The organism is Streptomyces sp. (assembly GCF_035644915.1).
In the GTDB taxonomy this organism is placed as follows: Bacteria; Actinomycetota; Actinomycetes; order Streptomycetales; family Streptomycetaceae; genus Streptomyces.
Genome location: NZ_DASQNP010000028.1, coordinates 1 through 20,584, shown reverse-complemented (window position 1 = coordinate 20,584; position 20,584 = coordinate 1). Strand labels below are relative to the sequence as shown.

General features: G+C 72.6%; 23 protein-coding genes and 1 rRNA gene. 18 read left to right on the top strand and 6 right to left on the bottom strand.

Annotated features, from left to right (window positions below; genetic code table 11):
• Positions 1–127 precede the first annotated feature (127 nt).
• From VE546_RS03650 to fabI, 4 genes are all read left to right on the top strand, one after another.
• Positions 128–649 carry a DUF1648 domain-containing protein gene (locus VE546_RS03650; RefSeq protein WP_324918183.1) on the top strand — a complete coding sequence of 174 codons (522 nt, stop codon included), beginning with the start codon at positions 128–130 and terminating at the stop codon, positions 647–649.
• 121 nt (positions 650–770) lie between these two features.
• On the top strand, positions 771–1,022 hold the full coding sequence (locus VE546_RS03645; protein ID WP_324918180.1) for a hypothetical protein: 252 nt from the start codon (positions 771–773) through the stop codon (positions 1,020–1,022).
• Between the two features lie 365 nt (positions 1,023–1,387).
• Positions 1,388–2,092 carry a 3-oxoacyl-[acyl-carrier-protein] reductase gene (fabG, locus tag VE546_RS03640; RefSeq protein WP_324918177.1) on the top strand — a complete coding sequence of 235 codons (705 nt, stop codon included), beginning with the start codon at positions 1,388–1,390 and terminating at the stop codon, positions 2,090–2,092.
• Between the two features lie 5 nt (positions 2,093–2,097).
• On the top strand, positions 2,098–2,877 hold the full coding sequence (gene fabI, locus VE546_RS03635) for an enoyl-ACP reductase FabI (protein WP_324918174.1): 780 nt from the start codon (positions 2,098–2,100) through the stop codon (positions 2,875–2,877).
• A gap of 29 nt (positions 2,878–2,906) precedes the next feature.
• On the opposite strand, the gene VE546_RS03630 is transcribed toward fabI, so the two are convergent.
• Positions 2,907–3,599 (bottom strand): FadR/GntR family transcriptional regulator, encoded by a 693-nt coding sequence (locus VE546_RS03630; protein WP_324918171.1) that lies wholly within the window; start codon positions 3,597–3,599, stop codon positions 2,907–2,909.
• 91 nt (positions 3,600–3,690) lie between these two features.
• Between VE546_RS03630 and VE546_RS03625 the strand changes: the two genes are divergently transcribed.
• The 4 genes from VE546_RS03625 (at position 3,691) to VE546_RS03610 (ending at position 6,150) form a co-directional block, all read left to right on the top strand.
• Positions 3,691–5,019, top strand: a complete 1,329-nt coding sequence (locus VE546_RS03625; RefSeq protein WP_414720390.1) for a CynX/NimT family MFS transporter — start codon at positions 3,691–3,693, stop codon at positions 5,017–5,019.
• 16 nt (positions 5,020–5,035) lie between these two features.
• The gene (locus VE546_RS03620; protein ID WP_324918168.1) at positions 5,036–5,152 is read left to right on the top strand and encodes an SGM_5486 family transporter-associated protein; all 117 of its coding nucleotides are present in this window, start codon (positions 5,036–5,038) and stop codon (positions 5,150–5,152) included.
• Positions 5,153–5,325: 173 nt separating this feature from the next.
• Positions 5,326–5,532: a hypothetical protein gene (locus VE546_RS03615; RefSeq protein WP_324918165.1), complete on the top strand. Its 207-nt coding sequence runs from the start codon at positions 5,326–5,328 to the stop codon at positions 5,530–5,532.
• A 99-nt stretch (positions 5,533–5,631) separates the two neighbouring features.
• Complete coding sequence (locus tag VE546_RS03610; RefSeq protein ID WP_324918162.1) at positions 5,632–6,150, top strand: histidine phosphatase family protein; 519 nt, start codon at positions 5,632–5,634, stop codon at positions 6,148–6,150.
• 63 nt (positions 6,151–6,213) lie between these two features.
• Here the strand turns inward: VE546_RS03610 and serB are convergent, their stop codons facing one another.
• On the bottom strand, positions 6,214–7,443 hold the full coding sequence (gene serB, locus VE546_RS03605) for a phosphoserine phosphatase SerB (protein ID WP_324918160.1): 1,230 nt from the start codon (positions 7,441–7,443) through the stop codon (positions 6,214–6,216).
• Positions 7,444–7,725: 282 nt separating this feature from the next.
• Between serB and VE546_RS03600 the strand changes: the two genes are divergently transcribed.
• The 4 genes from VE546_RS03600 (at position 7,726) to VE546_RS03585 (ending at position 12,595) form a co-directional block, all read left to right on the top strand.
• The gene (locus VE546_RS03600) at positions 7,726–10,185 is read left to right on the top strand and encodes an FHA domain-containing protein (RefSeq protein ID WP_324918157.1); all 2,460 of its coding nucleotides are present in this window, start codon (positions 7,726–7,728) and stop codon (positions 10,183–10,185) included.
• Between the two features lie 224 nt (positions 10,186–10,409).
• Positions 10,410–11,552 (top strand): GAF domain-containing sensor histidine kinase, encoded by a 1,143-nt coding sequence (locus tag VE546_RS03595; protein ID WP_324918155.1) that lies wholly within the window; start codon positions 10,410–10,412, stop codon positions 11,550–11,552.
• Positions 11,545–12,186, top strand: coding sequence for a response regulator transcription factor (locus VE546_RS03590; protein ID WP_324918152.1), 642 nt, complete (start codon positions 11,545–11,547; stop codon positions 12,184–12,186). Before VE546_RS03595 ends, VE546_RS03590 begins: the two co-directional genes overlap by 8 nt.
• Positions 12,187–12,352: 166 nt before the next feature.
• Positions 12,353–12,595: a chaplin gene (locus tag VE546_RS03585; protein ID WP_324918149.1), complete on the top strand. Its 243-nt coding sequence runs from the start codon at positions 12,353–12,355 to the stop codon at positions 12,593–12,595.
• Between the two features lie 47 nt (positions 12,596–12,642).
• On the opposite strand, the gene VE546_RS03580 is transcribed toward VE546_RS03585, so the two are convergent.
• Entirely contained in the window at positions 12,643–13,425 is a 783-nt protein-coding gene (locus tag VE546_RS03580; protein WP_324918144.1) for a hypothetical protein, read from the bottom strand.
• 113 nt (positions 13,426–13,538) lie between these two features.
• On the opposite strand from VE546_RS03580, the gene VE546_RS03575 reads away from it, so the two are divergent.
• The 4 genes from VE546_RS03575 (at position 13,539) to VE546_RS03560 (ending at position 16,700) form a co-directional block, all read left to right on the top strand.
• Positions 13,539–14,330, top strand: coding sequence for an ABC transporter ATP-binding protein (locus VE546_RS03575; protein ID WP_324918142.1), 792 nt, complete (start codon positions 13,539–13,541; stop codon positions 14,328–14,330).
• A 21-nt stretch (positions 14,331–14,351) separates the two neighbouring features.
• Entirely contained in the window at positions 14,352–14,774 is a 423-nt protein-coding gene (locus VE546_RS03570; RefSeq protein WP_324918140.1) for an NfeD family protein, read from the top strand.
• A 71-nt stretch (positions 14,775–14,845) separates the two neighbouring features.
• Positions 14,846–15,802 carry an SPFH domain-containing protein gene (locus VE546_RS03565; protein WP_324918137.1) on the top strand — a complete coding sequence of 319 codons (957 nt, stop codon included), beginning with the start codon at positions 14,846–14,848 and terminating at the stop codon, positions 15,800–15,802.
• A gap of 130 nt (positions 15,803–15,932) precedes the next feature.
• Positions 15,933–16,700, top strand: coding sequence for a sulfite exporter TauE/SafE family protein (locus VE546_RS03560; protein ID WP_324918135.1), 768 nt, complete (start codon positions 15,933–15,935; stop codon positions 16,698–16,700).
• Positions 16,701–16,713: 13 nt separating this feature from the next.
• On the opposite strand, the gene VE546_RS03555 is transcribed toward VE546_RS03560, so the two are convergent.
• The 3 genes from VE546_RS03555 to VE546_RS03545 form a co-directional block, all read right to left on the bottom strand.
• Positions 16,714–17,223 (bottom strand): HNH endonuclease, encoded by a 510-nt coding sequence (locus VE546_RS03555; RefSeq protein WP_324918133.1) that lies wholly within the window; start codon positions 17,221–17,223, stop codon positions 16,714–16,716.
• A 362-nt stretch (positions 17,224–17,585) separates the two neighbouring features.
• Positions 17,586–18,125: a YbhB/YbcL family Raf kinase inhibitor-like protein gene (locus VE546_RS03550; protein WP_324918130.1), complete on the bottom strand. Its 540-nt coding sequence runs from the start codon at positions 18,123–18,125 to the stop codon at positions 17,586–17,588.
• A gap of 170 nt (positions 18,126–18,295) precedes the next feature.
• Positions 18,296–19,078 carry a sporulation protein gene (locus VE546_RS03545; protein ID WP_324918127.1) on the bottom strand — a complete coding sequence of 261 codons (783 nt, stop codon included), beginning with the start codon at positions 19,076–19,078 and terminating at the stop codon, positions 18,296–18,298.
• Between the two features lie 133 nt (positions 19,079–19,211).
• Here VE546_RS03545 and VE546_RS03540 point away from each other — a divergent pair, with 133 nt between their 5' ends.
• Together VE546_RS03540 and VE546_RS03535 are read left to right on the top strand one after the other, a co-directional pair.
• A complete protein-coding gene (locus VE546_RS03540; RefSeq protein WP_324918124.1) occupies positions 19,212–19,883 on the top strand; it encodes a DNA-3-methyladenine glycosylase in 672 nt (223 codons plus the stop codon).
• 435 nt (positions 19,884–20,318) lie between these two features.
• Positions 20,319–20,584: ribosomal RNA gene (locus VE546_RS03535) — 16S ribosomal RNA — on the top strand; the annotation flags it as partial.

Here is a 20,584-nt window from a genome sequence, read left to right as displayed (position 1 = left end):
GATCGCAGTGAACCACGCCTCCGGGCGGGCGCGGCGAGTTTTCCACAGGCCGGCCTCCGCAGGTCCGTCCGCCACGGGTCCGTCCTACCCTGTCGGGGACGGCGGGGGAGAGCCAGGGGAGGGGCGGATGGGCGAGGAGAGACGGCCGGGCTTCCCATGGGGGTGGCTGCTGCCCTCACTGGCAGTCCTGCTGGGCCTGACGGCCTGGGGCGCCGGGGTGTACCCGCACCTGCCCGACCGGGTGCCGCGGCACCTGGGGCCGGGCGGTGTCGACGCCTGGACGGAGAAGTCCGTCGGCGCGGTGTTCCTCCCCGTCCTCGTCCACGCCGGGGTCACCGTGCTGCTGGCGGCCCTCTCGGCGGCCCTGCTGCGTCTTCGCCCCCTCTCCGAACTCCCTCCCCACCGGAGGACCGGCCTGGTCAACCGTCCCTCCACCCGTGCCTCGGCCGTACGGATCGCCAGGGCGACGCTCTTCCTCGGCTTCTGCCTCGGCCTGTCCACCGCCGCGACCTGCGCGGTGATGTGGCGCACCGGGCCGGACCCGGGCGTTCCCGGCCCGCTGTACGCCGCGGCCCTGGTCCCCGGCGTCCTCGGCCTGGTGCCCCTGCTCGTCGCGGCGTTCCGCGACCGCCGGGAACGCCCGGAGTGAGGAATGCGCTGATCGCACCGGTAGGCGGCGATTCCTTAAAGCCTGTCCGGGTACCCGCCGGAATGTGAATTCCGTCCCGGGCTTCGCGGCACCGCGGCCCGGCACGTGAGGAGACGCGGACATGAGCGACTACTCCGGCCCCTACGGCAGGGAGCACGACCCGTCGGAGATGACGGCCAGGGGGAGGAGGAAGGAAACGGAGCGGCGCGCCGAGGACGCCGACCGGGACGAGCGGGCCGCGGCCCCGAAGGGCGGACGCCCGGGGGACGAGGGCGAGGGCGAGGAGACCGGCGAGGACCAACCCCCTCCGGTGCCGGCCGGCCCTCCGGCCGTGACCTCCCCCGGCGCCCCGCCCCCGCCCCGGACGCCGTGACGCCGCACAGGGGACCTCGCCGCGGGTGACCGGCGCACCCGGGGGCGCCCGGGGGTGCGGCACCGCCCGGCCCGTCACCGGGTGCGCCCTCCGTCCTCCGGGGGCCGCGGCCGTCCGCGGGCCGTGGCCCCGCCCGGCCGGCTCCCGGACGCCGTACGGCCGGTGCGCCGGCACGCCGCCCCGGCCGTACGCCAGGACGCGCGCCCGCGCCGCACGCGGGCGGCGCACGCCCCGTGTCCGGACCGGTCTTCTGTAGGAATCCCACAGGACCCCGGCGAAGCCCCTGTCGGCCCCCCGTTCTCCGGCGGAAGGGGGCGGACGATAGTTTCTCAGGGAGTATCTGCCCCCTACGGAAGGGTGTCCTCTTGAGCCGCTCGGTTCTCGTCACCGGAGGCAACCGCGGCATCGGCCTCGCCATCGCCCGCGCTTTCGCCGACGCAGGCGACAAGGTCGCCATCACCTACCGTTCCGGCGAGCCCCCGGAGGGCTTCCTCGCCGTCAGGTGCGACATCACCGACCCGGAGCAGGTGGAGCAGGCCTACAAGGAGATCGAGGGGCAGCAGGGTCCGGTCGAGGTGCTGGTCGCCAACGCCGGGATCACCCGCGACCAGTTGCTGCTGCGGATGTCCGAGGAGGACTTCGCCTCCGTGCTGGAGACCAACCTCACCGGCACCTTCCGGGTCGTCAAGCGCGCGTCCAGGGGCATGCTCCGCGCCCGCAAGGGGCGCATCGTGCTGATCTCCTCCGTCGTCGGCCTGCTGGGCTCGGCGGGGCAGGCCAACTACGCCGCGTCCAAGGCCGGCCTGGTCGGCTTCGCCCGCTCGATCGCCCGGGAGCTGGGCTCGCGCAACATCACCTGCAACGTGGTCGCGCCGGGCTTCGTGGACACCGACATGACGCGCGCGCTCACCGACGAGCAGCGCGAGAACATCGTCGCCCAGGTCCCGTTGGGCCGTTACGCCCAGCCCGAGGAGATCGCCTCCTCGGTGCGCTTCCTGGCCTCGGAGGAGGCCGCCTACATCACCGGAGCCGTCATTCCCGTGGACGGCGGATTGGGTATGGGTCACTGAACGTCATGAGTGGACTTCTCGCCGGAAAGCGCATCCTCGTCACCGGGGTGCTCACCGAATCCTCGATCGCCTTCCATGTCGCCAGGCTCGCCCAGGAGGAGGGCGCCGAGGTCGTCCTCACCGGCTTCGGGCGGCTGACGCTGGTGCAGCGGATCGCCAAGCGGCTGCCCAAGGAGGCGCCGGTGATCGAGCTGGACGTGCAGAACGAGGAGCACCTGAACGCCCTGGCCGGCAGGGTCGCCGAGCACCTCGGCGAGGGCGTCGGGCTGGACGGCGTCGTGCACTCCATCGGCTTCGCGCCGCAGGACGCGCTCGGCGGCAACTTCCTCAACACCGGGTGGGAGTCGGTCGCCACGGCGCTGGAGGTCTCGGCGTACTCGCTGAAGTCCCTGACCATGGCCCTGCTGCCGCTGCTGGAGAAGCGCGGCGGCTCGGTGGTCGGCATGGACTTCGACGCGCAGATGGCCTGGCCCAAGTACGACTGGATGGGCGTGGCCAAGGCCGCCCTGGAGGCCACCTCCCGCTACCTCGCCCGCGACCTGGGGCACAAGAACATCCGCTGCAACCTGGTGTCGGCCGGACCCATCAAGTCCATGGCCGCCAAGTCCATCCCGGGCTTCGAGGAGCTGGCGGACGTGTGGAACACCCGCGCCCCGATCGGCTGGGACCTCACCGACCCCGAGCCCGCCGCGCGCGGCGTGGTCGCCCTGCTCTCGGACTGGTTCCCGAAGACGACGGGCGAGATCGTGCACGTGGACGGCGGCGTCCACATGATGGGCGCGTAGCGCGCCCGGGCGCGCGGGCTCCGGTGCCCTCAGCCGGAGCCCGCGCCACGGCCCGCGGGGCCGCGGCAGGTCCGGGCGTACGAGCCCGCCTCCCGCGCGGCCGTCTCCGCGTCGCCGTCGTGGATCGCGGCCACCAGCCGCCCGTGGTCCAGATAATCCCCGTCGCGCAGCTCCCCGCCCATGTCGTTGCGGAGGAACGCGCGCAGGACCGTGCCGAGGTCCGCGTACAGCGTGGTGAGCACCTCGTTGTGGGACGCCTTCACGATCGCCAGGTGCAGCGTGACGTCCGCCGCCACGAAGCGCTCCACCTCACCCGTCTCCCAGGCCGCCTCGCGCCGCTCCAGCAGCGTCCGCAGCTGACGCAGGTCCTGGTCGGTGCGGCGGTGCGCGGCCAGCCGGGCGGCCTCCGCCTCCAGTACCGAGCGCAGCTCGGCCACGTCCCGCGGGTCGGCGTCCGCGAAGCGGCGGTGCATCACCCCGGCCAGCTCGCTGGTCGCCACCACGTAGGTGCCCGAGCCCTGCCGGATGTCCAGCAGCCCGTTGTGGGCGAGCGCCCGTACGGCCTCGCGCACGGTGTTGCGGGCCACCCCGAGCTGCTCGACCAGCTCGGTCTCGGTCGGGATGCGGGATCCCACCGGCCACTCGCCCGAGGTGATCTGGTCGCGCAGCGCGTCGATCACCTGGTCGGCCAGGGCGGAGCGTCGGGGTGAGGTCAGGGGCATGGCACTTCCCGGGTCGGCGGGCACGGAGGCGGACGCATGAGCGGATCCATGACAGAGCCTCGATTTATCCGATGATTCTATGATGTGTGTCATGGCCAACGACTCCGCGACCATCGACCACCGGGCAGAGAGAGGAACCCCGACCAGCGTAGGCACCCGCCCCGCCGCGGAGGCGAACCCGGCGGCCTCTCCCTGGATGCGACGGCTGCTGGTCGCCGGCATCGTCCTGGCCGCGCTCAACCTCCGCCCCGCCATAGCCGGGCTCGGCCCGCTGCTGGAGGAGGTCCGCGGCGCCCTGCGGATGGACGGCACCGTCGCCGGACTGCTCACCTCCGCGCCCGCACTGTGCTTCGCCGTCTTCGGCAGCGCCGCGCCCCGGCTGGCCCGCCGCCTGGGCCCGGCGGCCGTGGTGCTCGCCGGGATGGCCGCCCTCACCCTCGGCCTGGCGCTGCGCCCCCTCGCCGGGAGCACGGGACCGTTCCTGGCCGCCAGCGTGCTGGCGCTGGCCGGCATCGCGGCCGGCAACGTGCTGATGCCCGTGATCGTCAAGCGCTGGTTCCCGGACCGGATCGGCCCGATGACCGGCCTGTACTCCATGGCCCTCTTCCTGGGCACCGCGGCCGCCGCGGCCCTCACCGTCCCGGCCACCCGGGCGCTGGGCGGCGACTGGCGCCTGGGACTGGGGGTCTGGGCGCTGCTGGCCGCGCTCGCCGTGCTGGTCTGGCTGCCGGTGGTGCGCGGCACCCGCGCCCGCGCCCGTACCGCAGCGCCCGCCGGCCCGCGGGCCGCCGCGGACGGGAACCGGGACGGCGGCCGGGACGCGGAGGACCGGACGCCCGGAATCCGTATCACCCGCTCCGCCACCGCCTGGGCGCTCGGTGCCTTCTTCGGCCTCCAGGCCACCGCCGCCTACACCGTCCTGGGTTGGCTCCCGCAGATCCTCCGCGACGCCGGCGTCCCCGCCTCCACCGCGGGCCTGCTGCTCGCGGTCACCACGGGCCTGGGCATACCGCTGTCCTTCGTGCTGCCGCGGATCGCCGCCCGCCTCGGCCACCAGGGGCCCCTCGCCACCGTCCTGGCCGTGTGCGGGCTCGGCGCATACGCCGGGCTGTGGTTCGCCCCGGCGCAGGGCGCCTGGCTGTGGGCGCTGCTGCTGGGCGTCTCCAACTGCGCCTTCCCCCTCGCCCTCATCCTGATCGGCATGCGGGCGCGGACCGGCGCCGGAGTCGCCCGGCTCTCCGCCTTCGCCCAGGGCACCGGGTACCTGATCTCCATTCCCGGGCCGCTGCTGGTCGGCGCCCTCCACCAGCACACCGGGGGCTGGCACGCCCCCCTGGCCCTGATGGCCGCCCTGATGGCCGTCCAGCTCGTGGTGGGCGTGGTGGCGGGCCGGGACCGGTGCATCGAGGACGGGGACTGAGTGCGACACTGAACGCATGCCCGTGCTCGAACCCAATCCCCCCAACGGACAGAAGAAGCTGCTCACCGTCCTCGGCGCGATGCTCGGCATCACGATCGTCATCGGCATCGTCGCCTCCGTCATCGCCCCGTAGCGGCCCGCCGGACCGCCCGCGGTGGGGGTAGCCCCACCATCCCCTAGGGGGCTGGACTCAGGGAACAACGGGTGGGTCACCGGATGGGAACGCCGCCGCGCGGCCCGTAGCGTCGTGGCAAGAGGCCACGACGGTGGCCACGAGCGCTGCGGAACACGACGGAGGCGAGCCCGATGACGGCCCACGCACGGACCCGGCCCACCCGCCGACCGGAAGCCGGCGGCGTGGACGCGCGGCTGCCGTGGTGGGCCGTGGTGCTGCCCGCGATCGCCTTCGCCGTCCTGCTGGCGCTGACCGCCGGCGGCGAGGCCGGGGCGGCGGAGTCCTCCCAGCACCTCGGCCGGCTGCTGGAGTACGTCCTGCGGCTCCTGTCGAGCTGATCCGCGGGCACCGGTGACCCGGTGACCTGGAGGTCACCCGGAAGGGGAGGGGCCCCAACTCCTCGCGCCGCACGCCGCCATTCGTGCGAAGCTGGACGCATGAGCGTCGATGTGCCCCGCAGGATCGTCATCCTCCGACACGCCAAAGCCGACTGGCCCCAGGTGGCCGACCACGACAGGCCGCTAGCGGAGCGGGGCCGCAAGGACGCCCCGGTCGCCGGCCGCTGGCTCGCCGCGAGCGGCATCATCCCCGACCTCACCCTCTGCTCCACCGCCACCCGTACCCGCGAGACCTGGAAGCTGGTCGCCCACGAACTGCCGCAGCGACCGAGGACGGTCTACGAGGAGCGGCTCTACGAGGCCACGCTCGGCGAGTTGATCGAGGTGGTCAACGAGGTGCCGGACGATGTCGCGAACCTCATGCTCGTCGGCCACAACCCCGGCATGCACGCACTGGCCGACGGCCTCGCCGGCGAGGCCGAGGGGGACACCAGGGTCCGCCTGCACCGTGTCGGCTTCCCCACCTCGGCCATAGCCGTCGTCTCCTTCACCGGCTCCTGGAAGTCCGTGGAACTCGGCGTGGGCCGCCTGGAGGCGTACTGGGCGCCGCACGAGTAGGCCGCCGCGGGACGGACGCGGCCGACGGCCCCGCGGGACCGCCGGCCGCCGCGTGCGGGGCGGTCACGCCTGGGCGTCGGCCGCCTCGACCTCCTCGCGCGTGATGCCCAGCAGGTACAGCACGGTGTCCAGGAACGGCACGTTCACCGCCGTGTGCGCGGCCTCCTGCACCACCGGCTTGGCGTTGAAGGCCACCCCCAGGCCCGCGGTGTTGAGCATGTCCAGGTCGTTGGCGCCGTCGCCGATCGCCACGGTCTGGGCGAGCGGGACCCCGGCCTGTGCCGCGAAGCGGCGCAGCAGCCGCGCCTTGCCCGCCCGGTCCACGACCTCGCCGACGACCCGGCCGGTCAGCTTGCCGTCGACTATCTCCAGGGTGTTGGCCGAGGCGAAGTCCAGCCCCAGCCGCTCCTTGAGGTCGTCGGTGACCTGCGTGAAACCGCCCGACACCACGCCCACCTGGTAGCCCAGGCGCTTGAGCGTGCGGATGAGCGTGCGGGCGCCCGGCGTGAGCCGCACCTCGGCGCGCACCTTGTCGACCACCGACTCGTCCAGCCCCTCCAGCAGCGCCACCCGGGCGTGCAGCGACTGCTCGAAGTCCAGCTCACCGCGCATCGCGGCGGCGGTCACCTCCGCGACCTGCTCCTGACAGCCGGCGTGCGCCGCGAACAGCTCGATCACCTCGTCCTGGATGAGCGTGGAGTCCACGTCCATCACCACCAGGCGCTGCGCCCGGCGGTGCAGGCCGGAGGCGACGACGGCCACGTCCACGCCCAGGGCTGCCGCCTCGGGCGCCAGCGCGGTCCGCAGGGCCTCGGTCTCCGCGCCCGAGACGGCGAACTCCACGGCCGTGACCGGGTACTTCGCCAGCCGGAAGATCCGGTCGATGTTGCCGCCGACACCGGTTATCCGGGCGGCGACGGCGGCCGTCGCCTCGGCGGTCAGCGGGCTGCCGAGCACGGTGACGTGGGAGCGGCCGGTGCCGCGCGGCCGGTTGTCGCCCCGGCCGGAGATGATCTCCGCCTGGAGCCGCATCGACTCCGCCCAGGTGTGCAGCCTCGCCCGCAGCTCCCCCTCGACACCGCCGTCCGGCGTCGTGACCAGGGCGCACAGCGTTATCCGGCCCCGGGTGACGACCTGTTCGATGTCGATGACGTCCAGCGAGTAGGCGGCCAGGGTCTCGAAGAGGCCCGCCGTGATGCCGGGCCGGTCCCTGCCGAAGATCTTCACCAGGAGGGTGGGGGTGTCCTCGCCGGTGACGGCGGGGACGGGCGGCGGAGTCTGCGAAGCGCTCATGATGATCCCCACGGTATCGAGCACCGGTGCGGTTCCGTGCGGGCGTCCGTACCCCGGACGGCTCCGGTGGGCCCAGGGTACGCGCACGGGGCGGGCGCTCCGCCGGCGGCGTCCGGCTCCTCCGGGACGCACTTCCACCAGGGCGTCTGCGGAGCGTAGCGGTTCCGCAACCGTCCCCCGGGGGCGGCTTTCTGTCCGGCCGCGGATCCTGGAATAGTTCCCCCACGATGTTCGCCATCCCCAGCCCCCCTGTTCACGGGGGGTTGCTCGGGGGACAACTTTGTGGGGCATGGAGTGCCGGAACTCGCACTGGAACTGAACGGAAGGACCTGGACGCTCGACCCGTCCAGGTCATACACCCTGGGACGCGATCCACAGGGTGATCTCGTGGTCGACGACGCCAGGGTCTCCTGGCGGCACGCCACGCTGCGATGGGGAGGGAGCGCCTGGATCCTGGAGGACCAGGGCAGCACCAACGGCACGTACGCACAGGGACGGCGGATCCAGCAGACGGAGGTCGGCGCGGGCTCGGTCGTGCACCTGGGCAACGCCACCGACGGACCCCGGCTGAGCTTCTTCGGACCGGCCGCGGTGGCCGCGCCGGCGGGCGCCGCGCAGGCCGCGGCCCAGCAGCCGCAGCAGCCGGTGGCGCAGCCGCAGCACGGCGGCGCCGGCTGGGGACAGCAGCCGCAGGCCCCGCAGCAGTACGCGCCGCAGGGCGGCGCGCCCCTCGACGGCGACCACCGCAGCCCGACCACCTTCCACCAGTTCTCCCTGGGCCGGGTGGTGCGGATCGGCCGCGCGCTGGAGAACGAGCTGGTCGTCTCCGACCTCCAGGTGTCCCGGCACCACGCCGAGTTCCGGGCCGCCCCCGACGGACGTTTCGAGATCCGCGACCTGGGCAGCCACAACGGCACGTACGTCAACGGCCAGCCGCTGCCCAAGTCGGGTTCCGCGCTCGTCGGGCCCGACGACATCATCGGCATCGGCCACTCGACCTTCCGGGTGGTCGGCGACCGGCTCGAGGAGTTCGTCGACACCGGCGAGGTCACGTTCTCGGCCCGCCACCTGACCGTCAAGGTCGACGGCGGCAAGGTGATCCTCAACAACGTCACCTTCGGCGTTCCCGAGAAGTCCCTGGTCGCCGTCATCGGCCCGTCCGGCTCCGGGAAGTCCACGCTGCTGCGCGCCCTCACCGGCTACCGCCCCGCCGACGTGGGCGAGGTCCTCTACGACAACCGGAACCTCTACAAGCAGTTCGCCGAGCTGCGCCAGCGCATCGGCCTGGTTCCGCAGGACGACATCCTCCACAAGGAGCTGACCGTCCGCACCGCCCTGCGCTACGCCGCCAAGCTGCGCTTCCCCGGCGACGTCGCGCAGGCCGAGCGCAACGCGCGGGTCGAGGAGGTGCTGGCGGAGCTCAAGCTCGACATCCACGCCAACAAGAAGATCACCTCCCTCTCCGGCGGCCAGCGCAAGCGCGTCTCGGTCGCGCTGGAGCTGCTCACCAAGCCCTCGCTGATCTTCCTGGACGAGCCGACCTCCGGCCTCGACCCGGGCATGGACCGCGACGTGATGCAGTTGCTGCGCGGGCTGGCCGACGACGGCCGCACCGTCCTGGTGGTCACCCACTCCGTGGCCGAGCTGGCGCTGTGCGACAGGATCCTGGTGATGGCCCCGGGCGGCGGCGTGGCCTACTTCGGCCCGCCGGAGGAGGCCCTCAACTTCTTCGGCTACGAGAGCTGGGCGGACGTCTTCTCGGCCTTCGAGAACTACCGCGACTACGACTGGATCGGCCGCTGGCAGGGCTCGCAGCACTACCAGCTCTACGCCGCCGACATCGACGCCGCCGCCCCGCAGGCGCAGCAGCCCGCCCCGCCGGCGTCCCGGCCGCCCAAGCCGCAGAGCTGGGGCTCGCAACTGTGGACGCTCACCCGGCGCTACACGTCGGTCATCGCCTCCGACAAGGGCTTCCTGGCGCTGATGGTGATCCTGCCCGTGATCCTGGGCCTGGTCAGCATCGTGATCCCCACCGACCACGGGCTCAGGCCCAACCCCGAGGGCTTCAACCAGCACGCGGGGACGATCCTGCTGATCCTCGCGGTCGGCATGTGCCTGTCCGGCGCGGCCAACTCCGTCCGCGAACTGGTGAAGGAACGGGTCATCTACGAGCGGGAGCGGGCCACCGGCCTGTCGAGGTCCGCGTACCTGATGTCCAAGGTGATCGTCCTCGGTCTGATCACGGCCTTCCAGGGCGTCGTCATCTGCGCCATCGGCTTCTCGGCGCGCGAGCTGCCCGAGGAGGGCCTGTTCCTGCCCACGGCCGTCGAGCTGTGCATAGCGATCATCGCGTTCGGCCTCACCTCGATGATGATCGGCCTGGTGATCTCCTCGCTGGTGAAGACCTCCGAGATGACCATGCCCCTGCTGGTGGGCTTCGCCATCGTCCAGCTCGTCTTCACCGGCGTGCTGTTCCAGGTCTTCGACTCGCCGGGCATCGAGCAGATCGCCTGGCTGATGCCCTCGCGCTGGGCGATCGGCGCCACCGGCGCCACCGTGGACCTGGCCCACACCATGGCCCCCTGGGACCGCGAGAACCCCACCAACCTCGACCCGCTGTGGGAGCACAGCACGGGGGTGTGGGTGATGGACATGCTCATCCTGCTCGCGATCGGCGTCGCCTGCGGTTTCGCGGTGGCCCGGCTGCTGCGCCGCCACGAGCCGGAGGTCATGCGCAAGTAGCGCGGGCGGTCGCGGGCGGACGGACGTCCGCGCGCACCGCGCACGAGGGCGGTGTCCCGGCCCCGGGGCACCGCCCTCGCCGCATGCGCACGGCGCCGGGGTGCACACGCCGGGGAGGCGGCCGGACGCGGGGCGTGCGACCGGAGTCCTACGACCACCGCCGGGCCCCCGGCCGGACGCCGGGCCGATCCGGCCCGCGCGCACCCGCCGGTACCGTGAACCGCATGCTCCCCCGAACCGGGCTGGCGGCCGTCAGCGCCGCACTGCTCGCCATGAACCGGCACCTGGAGGTGCGCGACGTCCTGCAGACGATCGTCGCCTCCGCCCGCGAGCTCCTCGACGCCGAGTACGCCGCGCTCGGCGTCCCCGACGACCACGGCGGCTTCGCCCGGTTCGTCGTGGCCGGGGTCGACGACGAGCAGTGGCGGGCGATCGGTCCGCTGCCCCGCCAGCACGGCATCCTCGCCGCCATGCTGCGCGACGCCTCCCCGCAGCGGCTGGCCGACGTCCGCCTGGACCCGCGCTTCGAGGGCTGGCCGGCCGCCCACCCCGAACTGGCCGACTTCCTCGGCATGCCGATCGCCGACGGCGAGGAGGTGCTCGGCGCGCTGTTCCTGGCCAACAAGCGGTGCGGACGCCCGGCGGGCGGCTGCGGCTTCACCGAGGAGGACGAGGAACTGCTGCGCATCCTCGCCGAGCACGCCGCCATCGCCCTCACCAACGCCCGCCTCTACGAGCGCGCCCGTGAACTGACCATCGCCGGGGAGCGTGCCCGCATCGCCCACGAACTGCACGACGCCGTCTCGCAGAAGCTGTTCTCGCTGCGGCTCACCGCCCAGGCCGCCACCGCCCTGGTGGACCGCGACCCCGCCCGCGCCAAGGGGGAACTGCGCCAGGTCGCGACGCTGGCCGCCGAGGCCGCCGACGAACTGCGGGCCGCCGTCGTCGAGCTGCGTCCCGCCGCCCTGGAGGAGGACGGTCTCGTCGCCGCCCTGCGCACCCAGGTCCAGGTCCTGGACCGGGCCCACGGCGCGTGCGTCACCTTCGACTGCGAGGCGGGGGTACGGGCGCTGCCCGCCGCCCAGGAGGAGGCGGTGCTGAGAGTGGCGCAGGAGGCCCTGCACAACGCCCTGCGGCACTCCGGCGCGGAGCGGGTCGCGGTCGTCCTCGCCCGCCGCGGCACCGCCACCGTGCTGCGGGTGGCCGACGACGGCTGCGGCTTCGACCCCTCGGCCGTCCGCCGCGCCGGCCGGCACCTCGGCCTGGTGTCGATGCGCGACCGGGCCGGCGGCGTCGGAGGCAACCTGACGGTGGAGTCGGAGCCCGGCAAGGGCACCGTGGTCGAGATGGAGGTGCCCGGTGGCTGACGAGGCGATCAGGGTCCTGCTGGTGGACGACCACCAGGTGGTGCGCCGCGGCCTGCGCACGTTCCTGGAGGTCCAGGACGACATCGACGTGGTCGGCGAGGCCGCCGACGGCGCGGAGGGCGTGGCCCGCGCCGAGGAGCTGCGGCCCGACGTCGTCCTGATGGACGTGAAGATGCCCGGCACCGACGGCGTCGAGGCGCTGCGCATCCTGCGCGCGTCGCAGAACCCCGCCCGGGTGCTGGTCGTCACCAGTTTCACCGAGCAGCGCACCGTCGTCCCCGCCCTGCGCGCCGGAGCCGCCGGCTACGTCTACAAGGACATCGACCCCGACGCGCTGGCCGCGGCCATCCGCTCCGTGCACGCCGGGCACGTCCTGCTGCAGCCGGAGGTCGCCCAGGCCCTGCTCTCCCAGGAGGAGACCGGCGGGCCGGGCCGCGGCACCGCCCTGACCGAGCGGGAGCGCGAGGTGCTCGCCCTGATCGCCGACGGGCGCTCGAACCGGGAGATCGCGCGGCGCCTGGTGCTGTCCGAGAAGACCGTCAAGACGCACGTGTCCAACATCCTCATGAAGCTGGACCTCGCCGACCGCACCCAGGCGGCGCTGTGGGCGGTCAGGCACGGCGTGGCCGGCTGACCCGGGCCGTCCCCCGGCGCCCGGGGAGGGCGCCCGGCAGCGGGCCGCGGCGGGATTCATACGGACGTGTGGATGTCGGGGCCCGTGCGCATCGCGGCCCGCCGCGGCACGTTCTCCAGGGCGTGCCGCGGCGCTGTGCCGCGGTGAACGCGAGGAGAGACAAGAAGTGAAGAACCTGAAGAAGGTCACGGCCGTCACGATGATGGCCGGCGGGTTCGTGGCCGCCGGTACGGGCGGGGCCTCCGCCGCGGGCACGGGGGCGCAGGGCGTCGCCGCCCACTCGCCCGGGGTCGGCTCGGGCAACGTGATCCAGATTCCCGTCGAGGCGCCGGTCAACCTCTGCGGCAACTCCGTCAACCTCGTCGGAGCCCTGAACCCGGCCTTCGGGAACCACTGCGCGAACAAGTGACCGCGTGAACGGCCGGCCCTCCCGGACCGTCGGCCGGGAGGGCCGGCTCAGCGCCGCTCGCGCTCCTCCACGTACGCGTTGTACGCCGCCACCTGCGCCCGCCGCGCCGTCCGCGCCACCGGACGCAGCGCCTCGGCCCGCGCCGCCATCGCCCCCGCGCTCACCGCGCCGCCGTGCTCCGGCCCGTGCGCGATGTCCACCAGCGCGCCCACGCGCTGCGCCAGCTCCAGAACCCGCACCGCGCGCGGCGGATATCCCGGCGCCAGCAGCCGGCGTCCCGCCTCCGCCCGCGCCCGGTACGCCTCCAGCGCCGCCTGGGCCACCGGCCCCGACCCGGCCACGTCCAGCCGCGTCAGCGCCTCGGTCGCCTCGCGCAGCGCCTCCGCCAGTTCCCGCTCGGCCTCCCCGAGCGACGGCACGTCCGCCGGCGGTGCCTGGCGCACCGGCAGGCAGTGCCACACCACCTCGGCGTGCACGTCGCCGTCCGGCCCCACCTCGTACGCCTCCGGCACCAGGCCCAGCGCCGCGCCCACCGCGACCACCGCCTCCCCGGCCTCCAGGGCGCGGGCGTTGAACTCCGGCGGCCCGCTCAGCCCCAGCGGGTGACCCGGCGCGGGCAGCGCCAGCCGCAGTCCCGTCACCCCCAGCGCGCGCAGCCTGCCGAGCGCGAGGGTGAGGCCGACCTCCCCGGGCTCGCCCGGCAGGCCCGCCACCCGGTGCACGGCATCGCCGCCCACGATGCGCTGCGCGGCGTCGTCCGGCGGAACCAGTCCGGCGAACAGGGCATTTCCCCAGGCGGTCAGCCGCCCGGAACGAGGTTCGTCGAGCATGCCCCCAGCCTAAGGACAGCGGGACGGCGAGCGTGGCGTAGGTTTTCCCTGGGACTGTGCCCACAGGCACAGACACAGGCGACAGCAGCGACTGCAATGGGAGACAACGCGCCATGAGCGATGTACTGGAGCTGGTGGACGTATCCGTGGTCCGCGAGGGTCGGGCTCTGGTGGAAGACGTCTCCTGGTCGGTCAAGGAGGGCGAGCGCTGGGTGATCCTCGGCCCCAACGGCGCCGGCAAGACCACCCTCCTCAACATCGCCTCCAGCTACCTCTTCCCGACCACCGGCACCGCCACCATCCTCGGCGAGCGGCTCGGCAAGATCGACGTCTTCGAACTGCGCCCGCGCATCGGCATGGCGAGCCACGCGCTCGCCGAGAAGCTGCCGCGCAATCAGACCGTGCTCCAGACCGTCCTCACCGCCGCCTACGGCATGACCGCCGGCTGGCGGGAGCACTACGACGCCGTCGACGAGCAGCGCGCCCTCGCCTTCCTGGACCGCCTCGGGATGAGCGCGTACCTGGACCGCAAGTTCGGCACCCTCTCCGAGGGCGAGCGCAAGCGCACCCAGATCGCCCGCGCGATGATGACCGACCCCGAACTCCTGCTCCTGGACGAGCCCGCCGCCGGGCTCGACCTCGGCGGCCGCGAGGACCTGGTCCGCCGGCTGGGACGGCTCGCCCGCGACCCGTACGCCCCCTCGATGATCATGGTGACCCACCACGTCGAGGAGATCGCCCCCGGCTTCACCCACGTGTTGATGATCCGCCAGGGCAAGGTGCTGGCGGCCGGGCCGGTCGAGACCGAGCTCACTTCCAGCAACCTTTCGCGCTGTTTCGGTCTTCCGCTGATCGTGGAGCGCAACGGCGACCGCTGGACCGCTCAAGGTCTCCCGCTCGGCTGACCCGCGCCCTACCATGAGCGTGTGGACGCATGGGTGTGGTGGCTGATCGCCGCGGTAGGACTCGGAATCCCGCTGGTACTGACCGCCATGCCCGAGTTCGGCATGTTCGCGGTGGGGGCCGTCGCGGGGGCGGCCGTCGCGGCGCTGGGCGGGGGAGCGGTGGCCCAGGTGGTCGTCTTCGCGGTGGTCTCGACCGCGCTGGTCCTCGTCGTCCGCCCCATCGCCAGACGCTCGCAGACCCAGCGCCCGGAACTGAGGACCGGGGTCGACGCCCTGACGGGCCGCCAGGCGACCGTCCTGGAGCGGGTGGACGGTTCCGGGGGACGGATCAAGCTCGCCGGCGAGGTCTGGTCCGCGCGCGCCCTCGACACGAGCATGACCTACGAACCGGGCACCCAGGTGGACGTGGTGGAGATCGACGGGGCCACCGCCGTCGTGATGTGATAGCCGGTAACCGCACGGTCACGCTGTCACCGCCGTCAGCGTGAAGTCCTAAGAATGCAGGGGGAGTCACGATGGACGCCATCATCATCGTGCTGATCATCCTGGTGGTGCTGGTATTCATCGCACTCATCAAGACGATCCAGGTCATTCCGCAGGCCAGCGCCGCGATCGTGGAGCGCTTCGGCCGCTACACCCGGACGCTGAACGCCGGCCTCAACATCGTCGTCCCGTTCATCGACACCATCCGCAACCGCGTCGACCTCCGCGAGCAGGTCGTCCCCTTCCCGCCCCAGCCGGTGATCACCCAGGACAACCTGGTGGTGAACATCGACACGGTGATCTACTACCAGGTCACCGACGCACGGGCCGCGACCTACGAGGTCGCCAGCTACATCCAGGCCATCGAGCAGCTCACCGTCACCACCCTGCGCAACATCATCGGCGGCATGGACCTGGAGCGCACCCTGACCTCCCGCGAGGAGATCAACGCCGCGCTGCGCGGCGTCCTGGACGAGGCCACCGGCAAGTGGGGCATCCGCGTCAACCGCGTGGAGCTCAAGGCGATCGAGCCGCCGACCTCCATCCAGGACTCGATGGAGAAGCAGATGCGCGCCGACCGCGACAAGCGTGCCGCGATCCTCCAGGCCGAGGGCGTCCGGCAGTCGCAGATCCTCACCGCCGAGGGCGAGAAGCAGTCCGCGATCCTGCGGGCCGAGGGCGAGGCCAAGGCCGCCGCGCTGCGCGCCGAGGGCGAGGCCCAGGCGATCCGCACGGTCTTCGAGTCCATCCACGCCGGCGACCCGGACCAGAAGCTGCTGTCCTACCAGTACCTCCAGATGCTCCCGAAGATCGCCGAGGGAGACGCCAACAAGCTGTGGATCGTGCCCAGCGAGATCGGCGAGGCGCTCAAGGGCCTCGGCGGCGCACTGGGCAACTTCGGCCCCGGGCCCACGGGCGGCTCCTCCGGCGACGGGGGAACGGGCCGCTCCGACCTGTCCAAGCGCCGCGAACAGCCCCCGATCGACTGACACGACCGGCGCCGGACGCGGTCGGCGCCGGACGCCGGCGTGCCCCCTGCGCACCACCCGGACACACCGCACGGACGCCCCTCAGGCATGATCGGTGCCCTGAACACCGATCGGCTGAGGGGCGTTGCACGTGGACATCTGGGAGGCCGCGGCCGTCTGCGCCGCCGGTGTCGGCGCGGGCACCATCAACACCATCGTCGGTTCCGGGACCCTGATCACCTTTCCCGTGCTGCTCGCGGTCGGGCTGCCTCCCGTCACCGCGAACGTCTCGAACGCGCTGGGCCTGGTGCCCGGCTCCATCAGCGGAGCCATCGGCTACCGCCGCGAACTGCGCGGACAGCGCGACCGCGTCCTGCGCCTGGGCACCGCGGCCCTCGTCGGGGCGCTGGCCGGGGCGGCCCTGCTGATCACGCTGCCGTCCGAGGCGTTCGACATGATCGTGCCGGTCCTCGTCGCACTGGCCCTGGTGCTCGTCATCGCCCAGCCCCGCCTGTCCCGCGCGATCCAGCGCCGCCGCGAACGCACCGGCGACCCCGCCCACCCCCACGGCGGTCCCGCCCTGCTCGGCGGCATCACCCTGGCCAGTATGTACGGCGGCTACTTCGGCGCCGCCCAGGGCGTCGTCTACCTCGCCCTGATGGGGCTGCTCATCCGCGACGACCTCCAGCGCATCAACGCCGTCAAGAACATCCTCGGCGCCGTCGTCAACGGAGCCGCCGCGGTCTTCTTCCTCTTCGTCGCCGACTTCGACTGGACCGCCGTCCTGCTCATCGCCGTCGGTTCGGCGGTCGGCGGCCAGCTCGGCGCCCACCTCGGACGCAAGCTGCCGCCGACCGCCCTCCGCGCGGTCATCGTGGCCGTCGGCGTGGTGGCGATCCTCCAGCTCGTGCTGGACTGACCGCCCGGGCCGCTCAGGCGGAGGCGGGCAGCGCCAGCCACTCCGGCAGCGACTCACCGTCCCGCAGCCCCAGCGCGAGGACCAGCGCGTCCGCCGGAGTCGGCTCGAACGGCCGCGTCAGCAGCCGCATGCCGGCCTGTGCGGGAGTGCGGTCCGCCTTGCGGTGGTTGTCCTCCGCGCACGCCGCGACCGTGTTCAGCCAGGTGTCGCCGCCACCGCGCGACCGCGGCACGATGTGGTCCACCGTGGTCGCCCGGCGCCCGCAGTAGGCGCACCGGTGCCGGTCCCGTACGAGCACACCGCGCCGCGACCACGGCGCCCGTTGTCGGAACGGGACCCGCACGTACCTGCAGAGCCTGATCACCTGCGGCACCGGAAGATCGAGGTGCGCCGCCCGTATCCGCAGGCCCGGGTGCGACTGCTCGACGACGGCCTTGCCCTGCATCACCAGCACCACGGCGCGCCGCAGCGACACCGTCGACAGCGGCTCGAAGCTCGCGTTGAGCACCAGCGTCTCGCGCATCTCACCCACCTCCGGGCCCGGCCCCGCCCCCCTGGCGGGGTGGCACCACTGTGCCGTTGCCCGGTGGGGCGGACAACGCAATTTCCCCCTGCTGTACGGGAGATGCCGGCACGCCGACGGCCGGGTGACGGCGGCCGCGGCAAGGACCGGAACTCGGTGGAGGAGCGGGGGAGGCGTGGCGGCGGACGGCACGGACGCGCCCCGCCGCCCCCGGGGCCGCGGTGCCGGCCGTCCGGCCACCACTGCGCGATCCGGGGACGACGGGGCGCGAGGACCTTTCCGCCGAGGGCCGCCCACGGGCCGCCGCGGCCCCGGAGCCATCGGGCGGCCCCGGTCCGCGCGGCCGTCGTGACGGCGGGCGCTCAGCCCTCCGCGGGCACCTCGTACTCGCCGATCAGCTGCGCGCGCGCCAGTGTGTGGAACCGCAGGTTGAAACCGACCACGGCGGGCGACGCGTCCGCGTCCACTCCCAGCTTCTCGGTGTCCACGGCGTACACCGTGAACACGTAGCGGTGCGGACCGTCCCCGGGCGGCGGGGCGGCTCCGCCGAAGTCCCGGGTGCCGTAGTCGTTGCGCACGTGCACCGCGCCCTCGGGCAGGCCCTTCATCTCACCGGTGCCGGCGCCCGCGGGCAGCTCGGTCACGGTCGCCGGGATGTCGAAGACCGACCAGTGCCAGAAGCCGCTGCCGGTCGGCGCATCGGGATCGAAGCAGGTGACGGCGAAGCTCTTCGTCTCCGCCGGGAACCCCTCCCACCGCAGGTGCGGAGAGGTGTTGCCCTCGGCGTAGACCTGGTCGGGCTTCAGCCGGGCGCCCTCCGACACGTCGTCGCTGACGACCGTGAACGACGGCACCGGGGGATGGAAGTCGTGGGGGAGTGGGCGCCGCTTCTGCTCGGTCACGTCGGGAACCTCCTGATAGCGCGACATCGCTGCACCGGCCAGCCTAACGAGCCCGCGCTCCGCCTCCCTGCGCCACGACCGCCACGGCCGGGACGCGCTCCTCACGCGTGCGGGGGCGCGGCCCGCACCGGGCCGCGCCCCCGCACCGGATGCCGCCGGCGGGCCGGAGGTCAGAACCAGTTCCGCTTGCCGCCGACCTCGGCCAGCCACTGGTTGAGGTAGGCGGTCCAGTCGGTCTGCTGGAAGTTCGCCAGGTCCACGGTGAAGGAGCGGTAGGTGTCGCTGCCCTCGCTGAACAGGCCGGGCTTCTTGTCCATCTCCAGCACGACGTCCATCTCGCGCTCGTCCGCGACGAAGCTCAGCTCGACCTGGCTGAGCCCTCGGTACTGCGGCGGGGCCAGGAATTCGATCTCCTGGTAGAAGGGCAGCTTCTGCCGCGTGCCGCGGATGTGCCCCTGCTCCAGGTCCGCGTTCTTGAAGCGGAAGCCGAGGGTCCCGAACGCGTCGATGATCGCCTGCTGGGCGGGGAGCGGGTGGACGTTCACCGGGTCGAGGTCACCGGAGTCCACGGCCTTGGCGATCGCCAGCTCCGTCTTCACACCGATGCTCATCCCGGTCAGGTGGTGCCCCATGAAGGAGGTGATGGGGGTCTCCCACGGCACCTCCAGTCCGAACGGAACCGTGTGCACGGCCCCGGGCTGGAGCTCGAAGGAGCCACCGAGCTGCTGGCGGTGGAACTCGACGTTCTTGTTGAACTCCTCCTCGCCGCTCTCCACCTCCACCTTGGCCTGGAGGCCGACCGAGAGCCCCTGGATCTCCTGGGCGACCGAGCCGCCCTGGATCCGCACCTCGCCCTGGACGACGCCGCCCGGCACCACGTTCGGCTCGGTCAGCACCGTCTCCACCGACGCACCGCCGATGCCCACGCTCGCGAACAGCTTCTTGAAGCCCATGCTCTTCCTCCCCCAGGCCCTGGCCTGTGTGACGCGCTGGTCCCTAAGAACGTCTGCAGTCTGCCGGACGGTTCCACCGCCCAGGCCCGCCGCCGGCAGTTGTTACCTGATGGCTGCACTACGCTCGACCGGCGTGACCGCTGATCAAGACCGTATGCCCCTGCCCCGTGACTTCTTCGCCCGCCCCGTCCTGGAGGTCGCCCCCGACCTGCTCGGACGCGTCCTGGTCCGCACGACCGACGACGGTCCGGTCGAACTGCGCCTGACCGAGGTGGAGGCGTACGCGGGACGACTCGACCCCGGCTCGCACGCCTACCGCGGCCGGACCGAGCGCAACGCCGTGATGTTCGGCCCGCCCGGCCACGCATACGTCTACTTCACCTACGGCATGTGGCACTGCCTCAACCTGGTCTGCGACGGCGAGGGCACCGCGAGCGGCGTGCTGCTGCGCGCGGGCGAGGTGCTGAGAGGCCACGAGCAGGCACGCAAGCGCCGTCCGAAGGCGCGCAACGACAGCGAGCTGGCCAAGGGGCCCGCCCGGCTGGCCACCGCCCTGGGCGTGGACCGCGCCCTGAACGGCACCGACGTCTGCGGGGACGACGCCGGTGCTCCTCTCCGCATCCTCGCCGGCACCCCGGTCCCGGCCCACCGCATACGCACCGGCCCGCGCACGGGCGTGGGCGGCGAGGGAGCCGCCCACCCGTGGCGCTTCTGGATCGACGGCGACCCCTCGGTGAGCCCGTACCGGGCCCACCAACCACGTCGCCGTCGGGTGGCGCTTGACGCTCCGGTCTCCGAGGTCTAACGTAGACCGAGCCGCTGACACGGGACGAGATCCTCATGGCGACCGGACAGGTTGCGTGAGAGAGGCCCGGAGCGGACAAACACCATCCACGGATTCCCCGGCCGGGGCCATTTCCACTGTGCGGAAAACCGGCCCGAATGACTCGATTATGAGTCGCCGGAAAGATCCGCTAAAGTGGTGAACACACCGAAGGGAAGCGCCCGGAGGGGCCCCGGGAAGGGGTGCCGAAGGAAGCGTCCGTTCCTTGAGAACTCAACAGCGTGCCAAAAGTCAACGCCAGACATGTTGACAACCCCGTCGCTTCTCCGCGGTCTCGCGGGGAGGGGATGTGGTTCCTTTGAAACACACAGCGAGGACGCTGTGAACCAGAACGGGGACGATTCCTCCCTGTTCCGGTTCCGCTCTGTGCGGATGTGCCCGGAGTACCGGGAAGCATTCACGGAGAGTTTGATCCTGGCTCAGGACGAACGCTGGCGGCGTGCTTAACACATGCAAGTCGAACGATGAAGCCCCTTCGGGGGTGGATTAGTGGCGAACGGGTGAGTAACACGTGGGCAATCTGCCCCGCACTCTGGGACAAGCCCTGGAAACGGGGTCTAATACCGGATACGACACTCTCGGGCATCCGATGAGTGTGGAAAGCTCCGGCGGTGCAGGATGAGCCCGCGGCCTATCAGCTTGTTGGTGAGGTAATGGCTCAC

Bases quoted from the DNA above. Each gene is read 5' to 3' on its own strand.
- VE546_RS03625 (WP_414720390.1), top strand. From the start codon at position 3,691: ATGGCCAACGACTCCGCGACCATCGACCACCGGGCAGAGAGAGGAACC.
- VE546_RS03620 (WP_324918168.1), top strand. From the start codon at position 5,036: ATGCCCGTGCTCGAACCCAATCCCCCCAACGGACAGAAGAAGCTGCTC.
- VE546_RS03630 (WP_324918171.1), bottom strand. From the start codon at position 3,599: ATGCCCCTGACCTCACCCCGACGCTCCGCCCTGGCCGACCAGGTGATC.
- serB (WP_324918160.1), bottom strand. From the start codon at position 7,443: ATGAGCGCTTCGCAGACTCCGCCGCCCGTCCCCGCCGTCACCGGCGAG.
- fabI (WP_324918174.1), top strand. From the start codon at position 2,098: ATGAGTGGACTTCTCGCCGGAAAGCGCATCCTCGTCACCGGGGTGCTC.
- VE546_RS03555 (WP_324918133.1), bottom strand. From the start codon at position 17,223: ATGCGCGAGACGCTGGTGCTCAACGCGAGCTTCGAGCCGCTGTCGACG.
- VE546_RS03575 (WP_324918142.1), top strand. From the start codon at position 13,539: ATGAGCGATGTACTGGAGCTGGTGGACGTATCCGTGGTCCGCGAGGGT.
- VE546_RS03615 (WP_324918165.1), top strand. From the start codon at position 5,326: ATGACGGCCCACGCACGGACCCGGCCCACCCGCCGACCGGAAGCCGGC.
- VE546_RS03650 (WP_324918183.1), top strand. From the start codon at position 128: ATGGGCGAGGAGAGACGGCCGGGCTTCCCATGGGGGTGGCTGCTGCCC.
- VE546_RS03595 (WP_324918155.1), top strand. From the start codon at position 10,410: ATGCTCCCCCGAACCGGGCTGGCGGCCGTCAGCGCCGCACTGCTCGCC.
- VE546_RS03580 (WP_324918144.1), bottom strand. From the start codon at position 13,425: ATGCTCGACGAACCTCGTTCCGGGCGGCTGACCGCCTGGGGAAATGCC.
- VE546_RS03645 (WP_324918180.1), top strand. From the start codon at position 771: ATGAGCGACTACTCCGGCCCCTACGGCAGGGAGCACGACCCGTCGGAG.
- VE546_RS03565 (WP_324918137.1), top strand. From the start codon at position 14,846: ATGGACGCCATCATCATCGTGCTGATCATCCTGGTGGTGCTGGTATTC.
- VE546_RS03545 (WP_324918127.1), bottom strand. From the start codon at position 19,078: ATGGGCTTCAAGAAGCTGTTCGCGAGCGTGGGCATCGGCGGTGCGTCG.
- VE546_RS03610 (WP_324918162.1), top strand. From the start codon at position 5,632: ATGAGCGTCGATGTGCCCCGCAGGATCGTCATCCTCCGACACGCCAAA.